At 45.1% G+C, this 21,272-nt stretch carries 15 protein-coding genes and 3 pseudogenes; 4 read left to right on the forward strand and 14 right to left on the reverse strand.

Translation table 11 applies throughout. The features are described 5' to 3' along the window. Window positions 1–245 (forward strand): transposase (locus Q5076_RS15910; protein WP_303014598.1); only part of this gene is annotated, 245 nt, incomplete at its 5' end. 116 nt (window positions 246–361) lie between these two features. On the opposite strand, the pseudogene Q5076_RS15915 reads toward Q5076_RS15910, so the two are convergent. The 8 genes and pseudogenes from Q5076_RS15915 to Q5076_RS15950 all read right to left on the reverse strand — a co-directional run. After that, window positions 362–994: pseudogene (locus Q5076_RS15915) on the reverse strand (IS5 family transposase); the annotation flags it as partial. A 64-nt stretch (window positions 995–1,058) separates the two neighbouring features. Continuing rightward, a complete protein-coding gene (locus Q5076_RS15920; RefSeq protein ID WP_303014599.1) occupies window positions 1,059–1,901 on the reverse strand; it encodes an energy transducer TonB in 843 nt (280 codons plus the stop codon). A gap of 8 nt (window positions 1,902–1,909) precedes the next feature. After that, window positions 1,910–2,755 (reverse strand): energy transducer TonB, encoded by an 846-nt coding sequence (locus tag Q5076_RS15925; protein WP_303014600.1) that lies wholly within the window; start codon window positions 2,753–2,755, stop codon window positions 1,910–1,912. A 499-nt stretch (window positions 2,756–3,254) separates the two neighbouring features. Next, window positions 3,255–3,474 (reverse strand): annotated as a pseudogene (locus Q5076_RS15930) (hypothetical protein); the annotation flags it as partial. Window positions 3,475–3,532: 58 nt separating this feature from the next. Then, window positions 3,533–4,534: an aldo/keto reductase gene (locus Q5076_RS15935; RefSeq protein WP_303014601.1), complete on the reverse strand. Its 1,002-nt coding sequence runs from the start codon at window positions 4,532–4,534 to the stop codon at window positions 3,533–3,535. 68 nt (window positions 4,535–4,602) lie between these two features. Next, window positions 4,603–5,519: pseudogene (locus Q5076_RS15940) on the reverse strand (helix-turn-helix domain-containing protein). Between the two features lie 876 nt (window positions 5,520–6,395). Beyond that, window positions 6,396–7,385: a DUF362 domain-containing protein gene (locus Q5076_RS15945; RefSeq protein ID WP_303014603.1), complete on the reverse strand. Its 990-nt coding sequence runs from the start codon at window positions 7,383–7,385 to the stop codon at window positions 6,396–6,398. A 12-nt stretch (window positions 7,386–7,397) separates the two neighbouring features. Continuing rightward, window positions 7,398–9,287 (reverse strand): TonB-dependent siderophore receptor, encoded by a 1,890-nt coding sequence (locus Q5076_RS15950; RefSeq protein WP_303014604.1) that lies wholly within the window; start codon window positions 9,285–9,287, stop codon window positions 7,398–7,400. A 343-nt stretch (window positions 9,288–9,630) separates the two neighbouring features. On the opposite strand from Q5076_RS15950, the gene Q5076_RS15955 reads away from it, so the two are divergent. Further along, the gene (locus Q5076_RS15955) at window positions 9,631–10,536 is read left to right on the forward strand and encodes an AraC family transcriptional regulator (protein ID WP_303014606.1); all 906 of its coding nucleotides are present in this window, start codon (window positions 9,631–9,633) and stop codon (window positions 10,534–10,536) included. Between the two features lie 29 nt (window positions 10,537–10,565). Next, window positions 10,566–11,465, forward strand: coding sequence for an AraC family transcriptional regulator (locus Q5076_RS15960; protein WP_303014615.1), 900 nt, complete (start codon window positions 10,566–10,568; stop codon window positions 11,463–11,465). Here the strand turns inward: Q5076_RS15960 and Q5076_RS15965 are convergent. From Q5076_RS15965 to Q5076_RS15975, 3 genes are all read right to left on the reverse strand, one after another. After that, entirely contained in the window at window positions 11,454–12,014 is a 561-nt protein-coding gene (locus tag Q5076_RS15965; protein WP_303014608.1) for a flavin reductase family protein, read from the reverse strand. The two genes, Q5076_RS15960 and Q5076_RS15965, sit on opposite strands and share 12 nt — an antisense overlap. A 3-nt stretch (window positions 12,015–12,017) precedes the next feature. Next, a complete protein-coding gene (locus Q5076_RS15970) occupies window positions 12,018–12,569 on the reverse strand; it encodes a flavodoxin (RefSeq protein ID WP_303014609.1) in 552 nt (183 codons plus the stop codon). Between the two features lie 101 nt (window positions 12,570–12,670). Next, window positions 12,671–14,035 carry an MATE family efflux transporter gene (locus Q5076_RS15975; RefSeq protein ID WP_303014616.1) on the reverse strand — a complete coding sequence of 455 codons (1,365 nt, stop codon included), beginning with the start codon at window positions 14,033–14,035 and terminating at the stop codon, window positions 12,671–12,673. A gap of 392 nt (window positions 14,036–14,427) precedes the next feature. On the opposite strand from Q5076_RS15975, the gene Q5076_RS15980 reads away from it, so the two are divergent. Then, window positions 14,428–16,182, forward strand: coding sequence for a 1-deoxy-D-xylulose-5-phosphate synthase (locus tag Q5076_RS15980; RefSeq protein ID WP_303014611.1), 1,755 nt, complete (start codon window positions 14,428–14,430; stop codon window positions 16,180–16,182). A gap of 234 nt (window positions 16,183–16,416) precedes the next feature. On the opposite strand, the gene Q5076_RS15985 is transcribed toward Q5076_RS15980, so the two are convergent. The 3 genes from Q5076_RS15985 to Q5076_RS15995 form a co-directional block, all read right to left on the reverse strand. Beyond that, the gene (locus Q5076_RS15985) at window positions 16,417–19,698 is read right to left on the reverse strand and encodes a S41 family peptidase (RefSeq protein WP_303014612.1); all 3,282 of its coding nucleotides are present in this window, start codon (window positions 19,696–19,698) and stop codon (window positions 16,417–16,419) included. A gap of 18 nt (window positions 19,699–19,716) precedes the next feature. Further along, the gene (locus Q5076_RS15990; protein ID WP_303014613.1) at window positions 19,717–20,535 is read right to left on the reverse strand and encodes an MBL fold metallo-hydrolase; all 819 of its coding nucleotides are present in this window, start codon (window positions 20,533–20,535) and stop codon (window positions 19,717–19,719) included. A 132-nt stretch (window positions 20,536–20,667) separates the two neighbouring features. Beyond that, window positions 20,668–21,207: a flavodoxin family protein gene (locus tag Q5076_RS15995; protein WP_303014614.1), complete on the reverse strand. Its 540-nt coding sequence runs from the start codon at window positions 21,205–21,207 to the stop codon at window positions 20,668–20,670. Window positions 21,208–21,272: the final 65 nt, after the last annotated feature.

The raw sequence follows: 21,272 nt of genomic DNA on the forward strand, positions 1-21,272 counted from the left end.
TTTTCTTCCAGTTCCCATTGGAAATCAGGAAAATAATCTACACAACAAACCTCATTGAAAATCTGAATGGGAAAATAAGAAAGTACACTAAATCAAAGCTTTCATTCCCTTCAGATGATGCTGTGAAGAAAATGGGATACCTTTCTCTGATGGAGATTGAGAAAAAATGGACGATGCCGATTACTAATTGGGGATTAATTATGAATCAATTTATGCTTATTTTTGAAAACAGAATTCAGATATAAGAAAACTTATAACTGAATCCCGTTTACATTTACACAAAATTGTGGACAGTGCCCATTTCCTCTGCCGAATCAAATGTTAATTCATAGTTTCGGCAGAGTTTTCTATAATTGTCAAATCATGAAAAGCTTCTTTCTACAATCCACCTTTTACCTATTGGTTTAAAGCCTTTTACTTTATCACCACTGGCGATGACTTTAAGAATATATCCAAAAGCATTTTTAATCTTTTCGGCTATTTCTCCCCAATATCCGGCATCTGCCAATATTAGTTTGATATTACAACAAAGTTCCTTGAGGCATCTTGCCAACAGATAAGCAGCCTTGCTGTCATGTACACAAGCCGTTGTCACCATAACGGCAAGTAGGAAACCATTTTTATCTACTACCACATGACGTTTAATGCCTTTCACTTTCTTATTGCCGTCAATACGGTTAAGAAAACGGTTATCACCCCAACGTACACTTTGACTATCCATGATACCTAGGCTAGCTTCTGCTTTTTGCCCCATTTTTATACGTACTTTTTCTCGTAAGTTATTCAATAACAAGTCAAATTCACCTAAAGAAGACCATTTGCTAAAATAGTAATAAACCAACTCCCAAGGAGCAAAGCCAGAGGGGAGCATACGCCACTGGCAGCCTGTTTTCACTACATAGAAAATAGCATTCCATATTTCGCGTAAATCATATTTTCGCTTCCGGTCTTGCAAATTCAAGATTTTCTTGATAACTTCCCATTGTGTTTCTTCTAAATCCGTTGAATAGTGTGGTAACTAAAAATAAGCATTTTCAAGGAAAGAAGAAACACTCTCTTTAGCTTAAAAGAGAAAATTTAAACAGGCTCTTACTGAATATATCCCTTCTTAGCGTTTTCGCTTCTTTTATCTCCCCGTATGAATCAATATGTACTTTATACACTCCTTTGGCTTTTTGTTGCTCTCCTAACAAACTGGTATCATACGTAAGGTTTTGGTAAATATAGTTTTGAGCCGACCATAGTTTCCCGTCTTGAAAACTCGCTTGTTCTTCCCATTCCACAAAGCAATGCTTTAACTCTTTTTCCGCTATACTATCGGTTATTACTCTATCTTTATATCGCTGTGGTAAAAATGGAACATATACCGTGTAAAGACATTCCATTCGCTTGCCATTGTTATCCCGACATGGTAAACAGTGGAGAAGTTCTCGGATAAGCCTAATAACTTCCTTATCAAAATTTTTATGGACTGTCACTAAAATATTAATTGTACGTGGCAAACCTAATGTATCAAGAGAGAACATGGCTACAGAATATCCAGCTTGGTTCTTTCTCAACAAATGTACCGGGTACTTCATCTGAGAAACAAAATATTCTTCTAAATTATAATTCCATTTTGCCCATTTGGGGGCTTCTATAGTTGATAAATCTTTAATAGGTTCTCCCGTTATTTTAGCTACACCAAGATTCCAGATGTTCTCTTTACGCCAAATACTGTCTAAGCGCATTTCCATATTCTTACGCAAAGAAATACTGTCTGTTTTGTTTTCTTGTCCTTTTAAAGTAATGGAAGGATAGAAGTCAAGTATAAACAATATAAAAAACAGTGATGTTTTTTTTGAAGTAACGGAACGGTAAGAATAAAGCAGCATTAATGATATGAGTAATAAATATTTCATAATTGCTATTATTTGAGTTCAAAAGCTACTGGAACTGTATATTTCACCTTTACTGCTTTCCCTTTTAGTGTGCCGGGCTTCCATTGAGGAAACATTTTTATCAGACGTAGTGCCTCATTATCTAAAGAAGGCTCAACACTTTTCACTATGTTAGGTTCTATTATGTAACCGTTTTCATCTACAATAAACTGAACTATAACCCTTCCTTGTATTCCTTCCGTTTGTGCTTTGGTTGGATATTTCATATTATCATTGATGAATTGTAACAATTTATCCACACCACCGGGAAATTCGGGCATTTGGTCGATTACATTATAGATTGGTGGGTAAACGGCTTCTTCTTCCGGCGGCAATAAAGTATCATTCAACTGACTATAGGGATATCTTTTGAAAAGTTCAACCATATTATCTTGTAATTGAAATTCAGTCATTAAAGTATATTCTTTGCTATATCTTCTTACTGTTAGGAAAAAACGATAACGACCAGGAGTATGCCTGAACAATTCTGCATTGTAATAATATTTATTGCCTTGCCATAGTACAATTTCTTCATCAAATACAACAAGCTGCATAGGAACATCCCTCCATATTCCTTTTTCATCCTCATAAGTGTAGCTGTAATATCCTCCAAAGCCAATATCAGTACCACTATTATTGTGCAATACGAAAGTGACTTGTTTCTGTTTTGTGGAATAGACTGGGGATTCAGGGTGTAAAGAAAGTCCCAGTGTATCATTTATTCCAACCGCATTGTTTATAGGAGCTTGTGAAGCCTCTTCTTGTTTAGGCTTATTTGTGCAGCTAATAACAAATGTGCAAAATGTCAATATACATAACAAAATATCCATTTTCATACGATACATCCTTATTGAGTATATTTATTAAACATTTAATCAGTTGGCAAAGTAAATTTCATCTTGTTTAGAATGAAAGGTCGCTTATGTCATTTCTTCAGGAATGACATCAATAAACTCGTTGCTTTCAACATACTCTTCTACTGTTTTAACGGAAGACTGATTTGTTATGACTTGACTACTATTACAGCTACATATGCCTAACCAAATCAGTGAAAGCAGAATTAATTTAGGGTTCATGACTAATTAGAATTTGTTTAACCGCTATAAATTTATGTAAAGTAATGGTATATAGCAAATAAAGAGAAATCTTTAACTCTTTAAAGCTATATACTTGTTCATTCTATTTCTGCCACAGAATTACATTCTTAACCCCCTCTTTGGAATATTTTCCTCTTTTTGGTATGTGGCTTACACCCAGCTTTTCTTTGAGCTCTTTGAATTTCATCCTGAACCATCCGAGTATGGGTATTCCGTTAATGTACAGCCTGAATTTTCCTTTCTCCTGTGGGTTCCTCTCTACGGTTGCCGATTTAAGACGATACAAGCCGAAGAAAAATAACGTAATAAAACGCTGTCATCCTGTTCATTAATACTGAAACCGGCTAAATGGGTAGCCAGTTGTTCTTCAATAGCTTCTGTAAATCGGATGCAGAAACTTTATGTTACGAGTATTCCGATAACAATCGGAAGAATCTCTGTTCCAACAAATTATCCATTATGGGAATTATAGAAAGAAGTCCTACCAATGTGGTAGAACTTCCTTGTTTTAATAAGCTATTTATTCACAAACTGAAAATCATATTCATTGTATCTGTTACCAATATCAGGATATTTCTTTAAAAGAAGTTCTATATTAGAAATATCTTCCGTTGATAGATTTACATCTACCGCTTTTGCATTTTCCTCTAAATATTTAATCCGTTTAGTTCCCGGAATAGGAATTATATTTTCCCCTTGTGCCAATATCCAAGCTAAAGCAAGTTGAGCTGGAGTTATTCCTTTACTTTCTGCTATTTCCGCAATTTCAATAGCCAGTTTTTGATTATTTTCCCAATGCTGACCGTTATAACGTGGCAAATGCTTGCGGAAATCATGTTCTCCCAATGCATCTACGTTGATAGTATTTGTTACTAAACCTCTGCCTAACGGTGAAAATGGAACTAAAGTTACCCCTAATTCTTTTGTCAATGGCAAAATTTCTTTTTCGACATCATGCGTTAATAAAGAATATTCACTTTCAACTGCAGATATAGGATGAACCGTACAAGCTCTTTTCAATGATTCGGGAGAACATTCACTTAGTCCCAAATAGCGTACCTTGCCCTCTTTTACCAACTCTGCCATAGTTTCAACTGTTTCTTCGATTGGTATTGTGGGGTCAATCCGATGCGCATAATACAAGTCTATAGTTTCGATATTTAATCTTCTCAAACTGTTCTCTACAGCTTGTTTTACATATCTTGGAGAAGCATCCACATAACTTTCACCGCCAGCGAACACACTACCCCGGCTATTGCGTAAGCGAAAACCAAATTTTGTTGCAATAAAAATCTGATTTCTTTTTTCTATTAATGCTTTAGATAGCAATTCCTCATTTGCACCATTTCCATACACATCCGCAGTATCCCAAAAATTAATACCAAGTTCTAAAGCACGATGCAATGTCTTAATACTTTCTTTTTCATCGGCTACTCCATACGCAGCACTCATTCCCATACAACCCAATCCGATAGCGGAAAGGTTTACTTCTGTTTTGCCTAATTTTCTGTACTTCATTATTCATATTCTTTAGTCAGTACAAAATTAGGTAATGGAAATATGGCTGATTAACACAATTCAAAGCATCATTTGCACAAATCAAATAATTGTTGCTCTCTAATTTCGCTTGGCGATTTTCCTATGTGCTTACGATAGAATTTACTGAAATAGGCAATGTTTTCAAATCCCAAACAATAAGCAATTTCTGAAATAGAAAGATTACTATGTAATAAATACTGAGTACATTCTTTGATTATCCTTTCCGCAATCATTGTAGAGGTAGTTTTTCCAGTAGTATCTTTTACCACTTTATTTAAATGATTAACGTGTATAGACAAACGGTTTGCATAATCGGCAGGAGTACGCAAACTCAATACTGAATGCGGATAATCAACAGGAAATTGTCTATCCAATAATTCTATGAATAATTCGGTAATACGTTGCGAAGCATTCGGATGTGATTCATATTTGTTCGACCCCTGCATTTTCAAAGCCGTATGTATCAATAAATGAAGATAACAACGTAAAACATCATATTTGTTTACATAGCCTGACTGGTATTCTTCCTGCATTTTGGCATATATATCCAACACTTTGGTAGTTTGCGTATCATCCAAGAAGAAAACTTTATCTCCCGTTACTTTGAATAATGGACTATTGGCTAAAGAACTGTTTTTTCTTCTGACTGTACAAATTGCTCATTAAATATACAAAACATCCCTTTCTGTTCTTCACTGATTGATTCCCAAGCATAAGGAACTAAAGGATTGGAAAATAACATAGCAGGGCGATTTACTAAAATCCATTTATCCGCATAATATAGTTTTCCCACACCCATAATCAATGTGACTTTATAAAAATCTCTGTAGCTGAATTGTACTGTCCCGAAATTACATTGCCGGGAGAGAACATTGAAATAGGGTTTCTCCTTAGAGTAAGTTGTACCCAGTTGAGGGTCACAACGCCGGATTCTTTTATAAAATTGTGGAATACTTTCGGACATATTTCAAAAAGAAACTCTTAATTGAAACTCCTTAGATAGATAAAAAGTTCCGATAATATTTTTTCTATAATATAACATATTGCAAAAGTAAAAAACTCTCTGCATTTCTATGTTAAATATGCCCCTTTTATTTTATCACTCCATAAAAAACGGGACATATATGGTTAAAGGCGAACAAAACCCACCCGGCATCTTCGATAGCGGAATCGGCCAGATTTGTCCTCCTCTCCTTTCAGAATACATCCTACATCCTGTTTTTTCCTCTGAACTCCCAAAATTTCATCCTGGAACCATTCAAAAATCGGAATCCCGCCGATACATAAACGGAATTTCCTTTTATGCTATGACAGATTATTCTTCACGGTTACTATGAAACCGGCACTCTTGAACCGTTCCTTATAACTTCCCCAAATACAGTTGCCCTGAAATTTACAGGCTGGAAGCTAACAGGCTGCCTTATTGTCATATCCCCCGGCAGTAACAAACAGATAATTTGATTGCGGTGTGCGGTTCGTTCCACAGATATGGAACGAAAGGATAACAATTGTGGAACGGAAGGGAAACAGATGTGGAACGCAACGACAACATCTGTGGAACGAATTAATTCCTGCAATGCAATTGATTAATCATAGAAAGAAGAATGGAACAAGATAACGAAAACGCTCCTTACTTTTAATAAATGGCACATCACACTGCGATTCAAAAACCGAATGAATAAAATTTGTTTCCAAGAACAACGGGATATTCCTGCCTTTCCTTGTCAACACATGATTGCAAGGAACCAGCCCATAGGCAGGAATCAATCCGTGTGTTCCGTCAGTTTACTATGCTAATCCCTGCCACCTTCCGGCATCGGACATTCCCACTCGGAAATGGCTAGTCGAGCTCGACCAACTCGTATTTCTGGCTTCCCATGCCGAGCTGTTCGGCATATTCCAGCGTATGCATGCCGTGGCGAGAATCAATGCGCTCAATCAAATGTATCTTGCCATGCTCCTTGGAAGAACGTACCAAATCCGTACAAGCCCGGTCCAATGCAACGGGGTCGAGCGAAGCAAGAATACCTATATCCCCCATTTTCGGCTCTTCGGGAGACGAGTCGCAGTCACAATCGACAGACAGATTGTTAGCCACATTGATATAAAGGATATTCTCTCCGCAATGGTCGACAATAGCCTTAGCGGCTTCCGTCATGGATTCCAGGAAATCATCTTGCGGCGGAAGATTGCTCCACACCTCGGCTTGGTTTTTCGATTTTCCGGCAGAATGAATCCATGCTTTGCCCTTAGAAGAAGCGATACCTATTGAGATATTTTTAATCGCACCGCCGAATCCCCCCATCGCATGCCCCTTGAAATGAGACAATACGACAGTAAAATCATAATTCAGGTAATTCTTCCCCACAAAATCCTCTTTCAGATGTTTGCCGCCCTTGACCGGAAGAGCCACTTCGCCGTCGGCATCCATGATATCCACCTTGGCTATCTTCGTGAAACCGTGCTCCTCAGCCGCTTTCAGATGGCTTTCCGTATCAGCTCTGCCGCCACCGTAAGCCGTATTGCATTCCACAATCGTACCGTTCACGGTTTGCACCAGATTCCTGATAAGTTCCGGTTGCAGGAAATTATGCCCACCCGGTTCGCCCGTAGAAAGTTTCACAGCCACCCGTCCTTTCGCCTCACGTCCCAAAGCCCTATAGATTTTCACAAGATTCTCGGAGGAAATCTCCTTAAACAAATACACTTTCGGAAGAACGACATCCTTACCTTCCTCCCCCGCCGTACGCCCCTGCGCGAGCACGTAAGCCGTCCCCGCCAATACAGCCAGCAAACATAAAGCCGCACGCATACAATTCATTCGTTTCATACCCTGTTGATTTTAAAAGTTAATACTCATTCCTCCCATAAAAGTAGCTTTCGGCATGGGATACCCCGCCATGATTTCGTAACGCTGCGCCAGTAAATTCTCAGCCTTCATATAAAACGAAACATACTTGCACAAACGGTAACTGCCCCGGACATTCCAAAGGACGAAATCTTCCGTCGCCTCCGTTCCACGTCCATCCGTCTTTACCGAAGTATAAAGACCTTTGACATACTGCACTCCGGTGGACACGTCCCAACGTTTCCGCGTGAAGTCCACCCCAGCATAAAGCTTGTGTTCCGGAGCGGCAAGCACGGGATTTTCCATACGTAACCAGCTATAATTAGCATTAGCGCTCCAATGAGAATCGATACGATAACCGATGTTCGCCTCGACGCCCCAATTCTCTATCCCGCCCGAATTGAAATAACGGGGAACAGCCGGGTTCAAAACAATGATGTTATCCCCGTTGATATAATAGAGGTTCGCTCCATAGCGCAAAGCGCCGTCCAGCAAATGTTGGGTAAAAGACAGCTCATAATTCATCAGCCGTTCAGGCTTCAAATCCGGGTTCTGCGGTGAAAACATATACATCTCGCGGATGGTAGGATTGCGGAAACCTTTGCTCACCATTGCCTTCAACTCAGCGTTTTTCGGAAGGTGAAACGCCAAGCCTCCCTGCGGCACAAATTCCGTCCCCACGTGAGAATGACGGTCTATGCGGAGCCCGGCATTCAACGAAAGCCACGTGCCGAAATCCTGGCGAAAATCCACATATCCCGCAAACTCGTCCTGCTTTTTGTCCACTCCCGCCTTTTTCTCTCCGGTAGCTATCACCTTGTTCCACGATTCGCCGCCAAAATGCTGGTAATCGAAACCGAACGTCAACCGGTTACCGGCAAAAAGCGTCGCGCTCTGATACCAGGACACTCCCATCATCAAATCTTTAGAATTGAACAAGGAAGTTTGCGGAGTCCCTCCTGCATAATAACCGTCGTCAATCTTATGACGCCCCCAATTATAAAAGAAGCTGACAGACCCCGATGTCTTTTCATAATTGTTTTGCAAGGCAAACGAAGCCATCCCCCTCGTAATGCGGGAATCATTATCAAACAGCGGTGCGGATACCGTCCCCGGATTGGAAGCGTTAAAATGAGTGACATTCACATCACCGTACACATTCCAGTTGTCCGTGATATCATACCCCAACTTGGCATACCCTCCGTACTGTTCGAACCCCATATCGGCACGATGCCCGTCAGTACGGTTATACGAACCGGAAACAATGCTGTTAAAACGTCCTTTCCGCACCCGGTTGGTGACTTCCGCCTGTAACGTCCCGTAAGAACCGGCGCCGATATTGACAGCCGTATTCACATCATCCTCCTTCTGCTTGCGGGTCACGATATTGATGACACCGCCCATCGCATTGGAGCCGTAAAGCACGGAAGCAGGTCCGCGCAACACCTCCACACGTTCGGCAAGCATGGTCTGATAAACATCCGGAACAGGATGCCCGAACAACCCCATATATTGCGGATGCCCGTCGATAAGCACCATCATTTGCGCCCCGTTTCCGACACCCCGTATATTGATGCCCCCTGCCGCACCGGTCGATACGCCATATCCCATCACCCCGCGCGAAGTGGCAAATACACCCGGCACCTGCTCGTTGAGCACAGGCAACAGCGACGGTTCGTAACGGCGTTCTATCTGCGCACGGTTTATGACGGAAAGCGTCATCGGCAAATGACGCATATCGGTTTCATTACGTGTCCCCGTGACAACTATCTCGCCAATAGAATAATTCTTGTCCGCAGAAATCGTATCACCCACTTGTGCCTGCGCTTGAAATACTGTAAGCAGGACTACCCCCGCCAACCATTTTTTTTTAGGTTTATCCATATTATTTCATATTTATTGTTTCAGTACCATGCTGCAAAAATACCGGATATCAGCCAAATTTCATGTAGACAAATTACGGATGTTATAACCTTAATTACAGATTTACAAAAATTTCGCCGGGACAACCGGATGAAACCGGCAGGCCAAGACAACGAATCTCCACGCCGCCCGGCACGATTCCTGCCATTCCGGAACACTTCGTCTTATAAAATCCGTAACTAAGGTCATACAATCTGTAATTATGGTTATAAGACTATCCGAATTATCCCCTATTTTTGTAACCGGAAAACTCCTGAATGACCGGAAGACCTGTATTTTTAATAAAAATTAAACAGTTACGACCATGGAAAAGATACTCCACTTAAACAGTGTAGACCAGTACAACCAACTGTATGGCCTTGAAACGCTAAACCCGTTGATTAGCGTCATCGACTTGAACAAAGCCACCCGGCAGATGGACTATGTGCATTGGAATTACGGCGTTTACGCCCTATACCTGAAACTTGAGAAAGCCTGTGACATCAAGTACGGCCGCCAGACCTACGACTACCAGGAAGGTACGGTCGTCTGTTTCGCTCCCGGACAGACTACGGAGACCACCCTGACTACCGACCGGATACAAGTCAACGTACTCGGCATCCTCTTCCATCCCGATTTGTTGCGGGGGACGTCACTCGGAAAAAATATCAAGAAATACACCTTTTTCTCTTATGAGGTGAGCGAAGCGCTGCATCTCTCGGAAGAGGAGCGAAGCATTGTAACGGATTGCCTGAGAATCATCCGCATGGAGCTGGAACACGGCGTGGACAAACACAGCAAGACCCTGCTTGTAAACCACATCGAGTTACTTCTCAATTACTGCATGCGTTTTTACGAGCGCCAGTTCGCCACCCGCAGCAAGGCGAACCGCGACGTACTGACACGTTTCGAACGATTGCTGGACGAATATTTCGAAGGAGCGCTCACCGAAGAAGACGGATTGCCCACAGTAAAATATTTCGCCGACAAGCTTTGCCTTTCACCCAACTATTTCGGGGATATGTTTAAAAAAGAAACGGGTAAGGCGCCGCAGGAGTATATTCAGGAAAAGGTCATCGAGCTGGCAAAAGAACGCATCTCGGATACGAAAGAAACCGTCAGCCGGATAGCTTATTCGCTGGGATTCCAATACCCGCAACACTTTTGCCGCCTATTCAAGAAACGTGTAGGCTGCACTCCCAACGAGTACCGCATGCAAAACAACCTATAAGAACAACCGGACAGGTGATGGAAGAGAAAATGTTAGACTTCAAAACCGTACATGAATGTAACCGGTGCCTGGGATGCAAGACATTGCATCCGCAAGTGAGCATCATCAATCTGGAACACCCGAATCTGGAACAAGACGCCGTGAAGTTCGAGTTCTACGCCATCCTGCTGATTGAAGAATGTCCCGACGGCTGCTGTTGTTGCGGACGGAAATATTACGATTATTCCAACGCCACCATGGTATTCCTCACTCCCGGCGAAATCTTCCGCATGAGCGAGGACAACACGCTGCCCGGCAAAGGATTCCTCCTGGCGTTCCATCCCGACCTGTTGTTCCGGACTTCCTTGAAAAACCACATCAAGAACTACACCTTTTTCTCCTACCGCAAAGAAGAAGCGTTGCACCTGTCACAACGCGAAACATCCCAAATTACATGCTGCCTTGAAAATATCGAGGATGAGCTGCACCATCCCATCGACACACACAGCAGCACCATCCTGTCACGGCACATCGAGCTGTTGCTGGATTATTGCACACGCTATTATGAACGCCAGTTCATAACCCGCGAGAACAAAAACAGGGCAATCCTGAAAAAGACGGATAAATTGCTCGACGACTACATCTCATCCGGCAGGCTGCAAAACGGCAAATTGCCGGCTTCCGGCTATTGCTCGGAAAAGCTGGGCATCTCCGCAGCCTATTTCAACGATTTGCTGAAATTCGAAACAGGCAAGACACCGGAAGAGTATTTCCAGCTCAAACGGCTGGAAACAGCTCAAAAGATGTTGCTTCAAACCGACTGCACACCCACCGCCATCGCCCGGCAGCTAGGCTATCCCAGCGTACAATATTTCAGCCTCATCTTCAAGAAGATAACAGGCGTCTCTCCGAAGGATTACCAGTCTTTCGGCCGGCAATCACTTCAATGACTTTCCGTCTGAAAAAGCATTCCCCACCTTCTCTCCGATTTTCAGGTAATCATTGTTAAAAGGGTCAAAAATGATGGGAGAGACTTTAGCCGCATCTACCTTACCGTTTTCGTCGAGCACACGCTCGTCTACACTCACATTCACAATCTCGCCGCGAAGAATGCAGGTGTCCGCATTGTAATCCTTCAACCTGCATTCCACTGCCACAGACAGCTCGTCAATCAACGGAGCGTCCACAAACTCCGACTTAACGGCATGGAATCCGGCTTTGGCGAACTTGTCGGCGACTTTATTGCCGGATACGATACCTACGTAATCGCAAGCCGCGACATAACCGGCTTCCGCCATGCTCACCGTAAACGCTCCCCGTTTCAGAACGTTCTTAACGGTCTTATGGTCCGCATTGAGACACATGCTGATTTCATTCATTTCACTAATACCGCCCCACGCCGCATTCATGGCATCCGGAGTGCCATCCTCGCCATAAGTGGCAATGATAAACACCGGTTGCGGATAAGTCAGGGGCTTTGCGCCGAAATTCTTTCTCATAACTTATTTATTTTTAATCCATTCCTTAATTTCTTCTTCAGTAGCGCCATTCAGCAATTTCCCTTCCTGCCACTTCATGTCCGGATAAGTCTTCCGCAAATCTTTCCCTGCATTGGAAATACCGCTTCCGCCCGACGTAGCAAAAGGGATAAGCGTCTTGCCGGTAAAATCATAACTCTCCATAAAAGTGTTGATAATCCTCGGAGCCAGATTCCACCAGATAGGGAAACCGATATAAACAGTGTCATAACCGGCCGGATTGTCCAAATCTGCGGAAAAAGCCGGACGCGACTTCGAATCGGCCATTTCCACACTGCTGCGCGAGGATTTATTCCGCCAGTCCAAATCCGCCGAAGTGTACTCTTTCACAGGACGGATTTCACAGAGAACGCCTCCGGTCGCTTCCGCAAGCTGCCGGGCAACCTTTTCGGTGGTTCCCGTCGCCGAGAAATAAGCCACCAACACCTTTTTTCCTCCGGAGTTCCCAGATTTCTGAGCGCAGACGGCGATACACACCGCCAACACCGCCACAACAAATAATGCCATTCGTTTCATACCGATTGTTTTTACAAGTTCATGCAGATATCTGCAATCGCAAAAATACAAGTAAAAAATAAAACAGGCATTACCCGAATTACAGATATTCCGCTATCCGCTCAGTTAGATGCGGCAGGCATCATCCCGCCTTTCAAACCAATCCTTTTCCGGGTGTACCGCAAATACCAGATGCAAATCAACAAGGACACCATTGTCGATAAAGGAGGGGCAAATCCCATGACAAACAGCGAAGAGCTATCTATCCGGCTGAACCAGTACGACAGCGGTATGCGGAACAAAAAGGTCGCTATCAGGCTGTGTATCATCGGGAACAACGAATTTCCCTGTCCGCTGAAATAAGAGTTGATACAGAACACGAAACTTACGATAATGCAGTCGATACTGTATCCGCGCAGATAATCCGCCGCCATAGCCACCACCGCAGGGTCTTTGGTGAAGAATGCGGTCAGCGTCTCCGGAAGGAACTGCGAATAGATACAAACCGACATGCCGAATACAAGCGCAAGCCCTATTCCCGAAGCGAGACACTTGTTCATCCGCTTAATAAGCCCCGCCCCGTAGTTCTGTGCAGTCATGGTAGCCACAGCCGACGAAATAGCCATCGGCGGCAACATGGCGAACACGATGAGTTTCTCAACCACGCCCAAAGAAGCGGATGCAATCACTCCCATCTGATTCACAATGACGGTGATAATCAGGAATGAGACATTGACTAAAGCGTCCTGTAATGCGATAGGCGCTCCCAGTACCATGATTTTCTTGGATAAGTTCCGGTTTAACCGGATATCTTTCCGGGAAAAATCGAAATGGAACCCGTGCCGGTACAAAAACCAAAGCGCTATTCCGAAACTGACACCTTGCGCGGTTATGGTAGCCACAGCCGCTCCCGTAGCTCCCAGATGAAAATAGCCTACCAGTATGAAATCGAGGACTATGTTTATCATACACGCCAGCCCGACAAAATAAAGCGGCGTTTTGGAGTCGCCCAGCCCGCGCAGAATACCGCACACGACATTATATCCCACAATGAACAGGATGCCCGTCGAGCAGACCAGGATATAGCTTTTCGTCTCGGACATAGCCTCGGCGGGAGTATGCATCCATTCGGCTATCTGACCGTGAAAAAGCACCATGAACAAAGTCAGCAACACTCCCATAATTGAAAACAACCATACGGACGAACCGATAGTGAAAGCTACTTTCCGGTCGTCCCTGGCTCCGGTAGCGATGGCAATCAACACCGTCGTCCCCGTGGTAATGCCGAGAATGATACCCGTGATTGTCTGCATCACCTGGCTGCCGATAGCCACGGCAGCCACATTGGCCGAATCGTCATACTGGCCGACAACGAAAAGGTCGGCCCCGCCGTAAAGTGCCTGGAGCACGTTGGCAATCAGGAAAGGTACTGCAAACCGTAACAGTACTTTCGGTACGCTTCCTTGTGTCAAATCTAACTCTTTCATAGTTTTCCCGTCGATATTTTTATCCTCTTTATCTTCAATTTCGGTTACAATAAAAAAATGCCGGACAAGCGAATGATTTACACCATTCATCTTATCCAGCACCATAATCTTCTTATTATAGCACCCTCCGATGAGGATTTTTATGCCTGTCCCTGTTTTCGGGGTGCAAATATGGGGTTTGTTTTTATAACTACCAAATTATCTTTAACTTTTTTGCCCGCAGGGCGTCAAACCGGCTGCTGATGAAGGCGGTACGCACTCTTCAAAAGGCGGGAACTGTAATACGGGTAAAATAATCTGTAATCCATATACAAACAGATTTCAAATCCTGCCGTATCTTTGCAGGGTCATAAAGAAAAAAGTAAAAATGTTATTCACAAAAAACGTTTGATATGTATTTGGAAAATATTTATTCACCCGCAGATGTCAAGAAGCTGCAGGTAAAAGAGTTAAACGAGCTAAGCAGTGAAATCCGTGTGGCGCTCTTGCGAAAACTAAGCGAGCACGGCGGGCACTTCGGGCCTAATTTCGGAATGGTGGAAGCTACAATCGCCCTTCACTACGTATTTGATTCGCCCAAAGACAAAATCGTGTTCGACGTATCGCACCAGAGTTATGTACACAAAATGCTGACCGGCCGTAAAGATGCGTTCCTTCATCCGGAGGAATACGACAAAGTATCGGGCTATACCGAACCGCAGGAAAGCGAACATGACTTCTTCACAATCGGGCATACCTCTACTTCCGTCAGCCTGGCAAGCGGACTGGCAAAAGGACGCGACCTCACAGGAGGCAATGAAAACATCATAGCTGTCATAGGCGACGGTTCTCTGAGCGGAGGGGAAGCGTTTGAAGGCCTGGACTATGCGGCGGAACTCGGCACGAACATGATTATCATCGTCAACGATAACCAGATGTCCATTGCCGAGAACCACGGCGGGTTATACAAGAACCTGAAAGAACTGCGCGACAGCAACGGCCGATGCGAATGCAATTTCTTCAAAGCCATGGGACTGGATTACCTGTACGTAAATGAAGGCAACGACGTGCAGGCATTGATTGAGGCCTTCTCTAAAGTGAAAGACATCCGGCATCCGATAGTAGTGCACATCAACACATTGAAGGGCAAAGGTTATGAACGCGCCGAGCAGGATAAGGAGACTTATCACTGGCGCACTCCGTTCGATGCGGAAACCGGAGAAGCAAAGGCGGGTTATGAAGAAGACTACAGTGAGGTTACCGCCCGGTACTTGCTGAAAAAGATGAAAAAAGACCCGCGCGTAGTGGCAATCACTTCAGGCACTCCCGCAGTCCTGGGATTCACTCCGGACCGTCGTCGGGAAGCGGGCAAGCAGTTTGTAGATGTCGGCATTGCCGAAGAACATGCGGTAGCCCTTGCTTCGGGTATTGCCGCCAACGGCGGAAAACCCGTCTATGGAGTGTACAGCACATTTATCCAACGCTCGTACGACCAACTTTCGCAAGACCTCTGCATCAACAACAATCCTGCCGTACTGCTGGTTTTCTGGGGTACGCTGTCCGGAATGAACGATGTCACCCATCTTTGTTTCTTCGATATTCCGCTCATCAGCAACATTCCCAATATGGTTTATCTGGCACCGACTTGCAAGGAAGAGTATATCGCCATGTTGGAATGGAGCATCCGCCAGAATGAACATCCGGTCGCTATCCGCGTGCCGGCAACGGACGTAATCAGTTGCGGTGAGCCGGTGGAGTCCGATTACAGCATTCTCAACCGTTACAAGGTCGCCCGCCGCGGCTCGAAAGTGGCTATTCTCGCATTGGGTTCGTTCTTCGGACTGGGACAATCGGTAGCGTCACTGCTGAAAGAGAAAGCCGGCATTGACGCCACACTTGTCAATCCGCGCTACATCACTGGCGTGGACAGCGAATTGATGGATGAACTGAAAGCGAACCACGAATTAGTGATAACCCTGGAAGACGGTGTGCTGGACGGCGGCTTCGGTGAAAAGATTGCCCGTTACTACGGGACCAGCGATATGAAAGTGATGAACTACGGGGCCAAGAAGGAATTTGCAGACCGGTATGACATACAAGAGTTTCTGCGCGCCAACCATCTGACGGATGAACAGATTACGGAAGATATCTTAGCGCTTATCGGTTAGAATCCCGTCCGCTCTCATGAATAAATGCAGGTTGATGCACTTTGTCCGCAACGACGATTGCATCGGCCTGCTTTATTTTTTCGGAAACAGGAAACATAGGCATATCGCTTTAAATGTTTATCGGGAATGCGGTCTTTATACAGATGAATATTTATGACAACAGGAATTAAATCACTTTCTGCGACATCCGGAATCATAAATATTCACCTTTGCCATGAAAGGGCCCGGAACCGTTTACTTTTTCCGGCCCTCTATCTCTTTCAGAAGTTCATCCACCGCCGCTTTCAGTTGCGTATCTTCTCCTTTGACTACAGTCTCCGGACTGTTAGCCACTTTGACATCCGGCTCCAACTGCGTATTCTCCAGATAGCTGCCGTCCGGCAAACGGTAACCGATGACCGGAATACCGAATATCAGTGAGGGGTCTTGCAGAGTTTCCCAAGACACGCTTGTCATCGTTCCCGGAACGGGCATACCGACGAGCTTGCCTATGTTCCGATGCTTGTACACCCACGGAGTCCCGTGCGCATTCGAATAATTGGCTTCACATTGCAGCATAATGGAAGGTTTGTTCCAACGGCGGCTCGGCATATCACACGCTTCGCGTCCGCGTATTACCTGTGTAAAGTATTTCTTGCCGCTGAACAGGATTTCAATATCCTCGTGCAGGCGCCCACCCCCATTGAAACGGGTATCAATCACAATTCCTTCGCAGTTGTTGTATTTTCCCAGAATATCCGAATAGACGGTACGGAAACTGTCATCTCCCATAGATTGGATATGGACATATCCCAAACGTCCTTTCGACCATTTCTCAACGTCCGCCGCCCGCTGTTTTACCCAGCGCTTGTATAACAACCCGTTCAGCCGCCCGCTCGTGACCGGCATCACCACTTCTTCCCAACGTTCCTTGCTTTGCGGGTTATAGACCGAAACCAGCGTTTTCTTCCCCGCTTTATTATTCAACAGGCAGGTTATGTCATTATCAGGTGTTATCTCTTCTCCGTTAATCTTTTCAATGATACATCCCGCTTTTACTTTCGTACGCGAATGGTCGAACGGGCCTTTTTCCACCACTTCTGCAATTTGCATGCCTTTTCCCTGATAATCCCAATCGAACAAAAGTCCCAGACTGGAAGTGGCCTCTCCTTTACCTCTGGGAGAATAGCGTCCTCCGGTATGCGAAACATTCAACTCGCCCAACCATTCGCTCAGCAATTCCGCAAAATCATAATTGTTATTAATATGAGGCAAGAACTTGCGATAGGCAGCGGTCATGGCGTCCCAGTCCACTCCGTGCATATTGACATTATAGAAACGCTTTTGGTGTTGTTTATATACATGGTTGAACATCGCTTCCCGTTCGGCCGCCAAATCCATTTTCATCTCTGCCTGGTAACTGATTGGTTTCAGAGCATCCGACTTGGCGTCCATCTTCTGCATATTCCTGCCGCCCAATAAGAAGATATCCCCTTTCTTGTCCAGCATCAATGACGTCCACCCCGTATTGAGCTTGTGCAGGCGTTTCGTGTCTTTTTCGCGAAGATTCATTTTCCAAAGGTCATATCCGCCTTCAAAAGCTGAGAAATAATAGAGGTTCTCCCCGTCTTTCGAAAGTATGGCGCTGCCCAAGTCGGAGGAGTTGGGAGTGAGACGGACAATACGGTCCTCGATTCCCTCAAGCTCAACTGCGATATCTTTCCTGTCCGGCTGTTTTTCTTCCGCCTTATCTTTGCCGGTTTCTTTTCCATCCTTTTCTTTCTTTCCTTTACCGTCGTCCTTCTTTACTTCTTTCTCCTTAGCTTTTTTCTGCTCTTTCTCAAACTCCTTGAGCAATTCGAAATCTTCTTTGCTCAAACGGTAACGGTCATAGGCGTCCTGATTGAGGAATACCAACATTACATCCTGTTGCGACCCCCAGGAAGCGTGTGCGCGCATGCCGTAACGTTCAGTCTGGAAAAGAATCGCATTTCCATCGAGCACCCAACGCGGAGAGCCGCTGATATACCCGCTGTTAGTCAGGTTGGTTATCGTTCCTCCCTGCGCGCTGACAATGCCTATATCCGAATACGGGTCATGGCGGTTACCGATAAATTCGAGGGTGAACCATTTGCCGTCGGGCGACCATTCGTAGTCAAATCCTCCTCCGGTGCTGTACCATGTGGAGCCGTCCGTCACCTGACGCACTTTTTTCGTTTTCAAATCGAGCACCATCAAGCGGCAGCGGTCTTCAATGAATGCCAGCTCTTTTCCATCCGGCGAATACTGCGGATAGGCGCGTTCCACGGTTTTGGAAGGTAGCAACACTTCTTCTTCGACCAGAGTGGCGTTAGGAAAATTCGGGTCTTCCTTACGGGTGATTTTTGCGGTATAAAGCTGCCAGTTACCGGTCCGTTCACTGGCATAAACCAGCGTCCGGTTGTCCGGCGCGAAAGAGACAGCCGCCTCTTTCGCCGGTGTATCCGTTATTTGCCTGGTCGTAGCATAGTCGGTCGAAGTCACAAACACATCCCCGCGCACGATAAAAGCGACCTGCTTGCCATCCGGAGACACGGAAGCGGAAGTCGCCCCTTGTGAGAATTTAAATGCGGCAAGTTGTTCTTCGTCGTCACGGACCAGTTCCACCTTCACCTTTTCCGGACGCGCACCGGTTTTCTGCGTGTAAAGTTCCCCGTCATAGGTATAACACAATGTGCCTTCGTCACTGACAGACAGAAAACGTACCGGATGAGTTTTAAAAGCGGTTACGGCTTTTACTTCCTGGGGCGTGTCCAACGGAAAAGCATAGACATTGAAAGCCCCCCCGTTACGCTCGCTCAGGAAATAGACCGTATTCCCGTCAGGCGCATACACCGGATTACGGTCTTCCCCTCCCCGGTCCGTCAGGTTCGTGTGTTTTCCGGTTCGGGTATCGTACAGCCAAATATCCCGTGTAACGGATGAAGTGTGGTGTTTTCTCCACTCGTCTTCAAACCCCTTACGGTCCTGATAGAGAAAGTTCTTTCCCGTTTTATCGAAGCAGACCAGCTCGGCGGGAGTAGCCAACACTTGTTCGGTGCGTCCACCGTTCACGGGCACTTTGTATAACTCCGTCATCGCTCCCGTAGGAAACAGGGCGCTGCTTGCCGGGTCCTGGATGGAAGCGGAGAACAGGACATATTTTCCGTCCGGCGTAAACGCCGACGGGATTTCGGATACCGAATGGCAGGTCAGCCTCCGGGCGCTTCCTCCGTCGGCAGGCATGACGAAAAGGTCGAAATTACCATTCCGGTCACTGGCGAACGCAATCTGTTTTCCGTCGGGAGACCATACCGGACTGGCTTCATAAGAGGCTTGCGTCGTGAGTTGGATAGCCGTTCCCCCTCGCGCAGGGACCTTATAGATATCTCCTTTATAACAAAAGACAATCTCGGTTCCGTCAGGTGAGATACGTGCGTCACGCATCCACAGAGGAGTCACAGCATAAGCGGATAATGCCGTAAAAGCTACCGCCAGACAAGTTATCAGTTTTTTCATATCAATTAGTATATATATTTATTCCGTAAAATCAGTCCGAATGACTTTTCCCGTATGATTATAGAACATTCTATCGCCAAAATCCTTACAGAAAAGGGCATATTTATCTACTCCCGTACAATGACAGACACCTATCCGGCGAGGCGGATATTCACGCAGATAATCTGCAATCGCACGGTATTTCCGCTCTTCCGCCCGATGGATATGGAAACCTCCCAACAACAGATTGCAGGGAAGGCCGGGAAATGCATTCCGGACGGCATGCAAAATATTCGTGATTCCCCGGTGGGAACAGACGCTAAGTATGGAGACTCCTTCCGGACCGACTAACGCCAACGCCAGTTCGTCTTGAAAAGTATCGGGAATGCACCCGTTCTCTTCCCGGACAAAAAAACGCTCGAAATGGGTATCTTCCTGATTTACGATTGCGATTTCCGGAAACAGGACCACGCCTGGAACCGGTTCCGTCCGCTTTTCGATGAAACGGAAACGGGACCAATCGAGATTCTCCGCATGTTTCACCCCGTTTTCACGGTCGTCTTTAAATTTAGGAGAGAAAATACCGGGTTTGCATATTACCGTCGCCCGGCTGTTGAGGTCTAGGAAATGGCGTAATCCGCCGGTATGGTCGCTATGTCCGTGAGACAGAATCAGGTAGTCCACCGCCTGCAGGTCGATATGCAGCAGACGGGCATTGCGGACTAACAGGTCTGACGCTCCCGTATCGAAAAGCAGTTTAGATTCCGGTGTCTCAATGTAAAGGGAAAGTCCATGTTCCGCTTGCAGCTTGCGTCCGTAAACGCAATTCTCCACGAGAGTCGTTATTTGATAGCCCATGCCATTCTTTTCTTTTAAACAGATATCGTACAAAGACAAAAAGTTCTGCTACAAAATTAGAACAATTCCGCAGCAGAACAAACAAACAGGATAATTATCTACTAAAAATGACTTATTTTTTTACGCCGGCGCTCATACCCGCCTGCCCATCTCACAGGCTTCCCGCATATACGGAGTATTTTTAATCTCCCCGACCTTCCAAGCCCCTATTCCGTAAACCACGCCTTTCTCTTCCGCCCCGTCCAGGCAGTCGAGGAAACCGCGGAAACCATCGACGGTACGTTCCATCATCGCCTTGTCATTTTCCGCCGCGGCAATAATGAAGTAAAATTCTTTACCGGATATCTCCGTATATCGCGCACAACAACGGTCAATCATTATTTTCATCTGTCCGCACATGGTATAAAAATAAACAGGAGTCGCCATCACAATCACATCCGCCGCAATCATCTTTTCTACGATTTCCGCCGCATCATCTTTCTGCGGACAAGGCTTGCCATACATGCTGCAAACGCTGCATCCGGTGCAAGGATGAACCGTTTTATCTTTCAGGAAAATCTTTTCAACGTCATTGCCCGCCTCAAGGGCGCCTTTCATAAACTCATCGCAAAGCAAATCCGAATTGCCGCCTTTTCGCGGACTGGATGAAATGATTAAAATCTTCTTAGCCATAATATTACTTTATTACTTTATTACTTTATTACTTTATTACTTTATTACTTTATTACTTTATTACT

Source organism: uncultured Bacteroides sp. (assembly GCF_958445495.1).
In the GTDB taxonomy this organism is placed as follows: Bacteria; Bacteroidota; Bacteroidia; order Bacteroidales; family Bacteroidaceae; genus Bacteroides.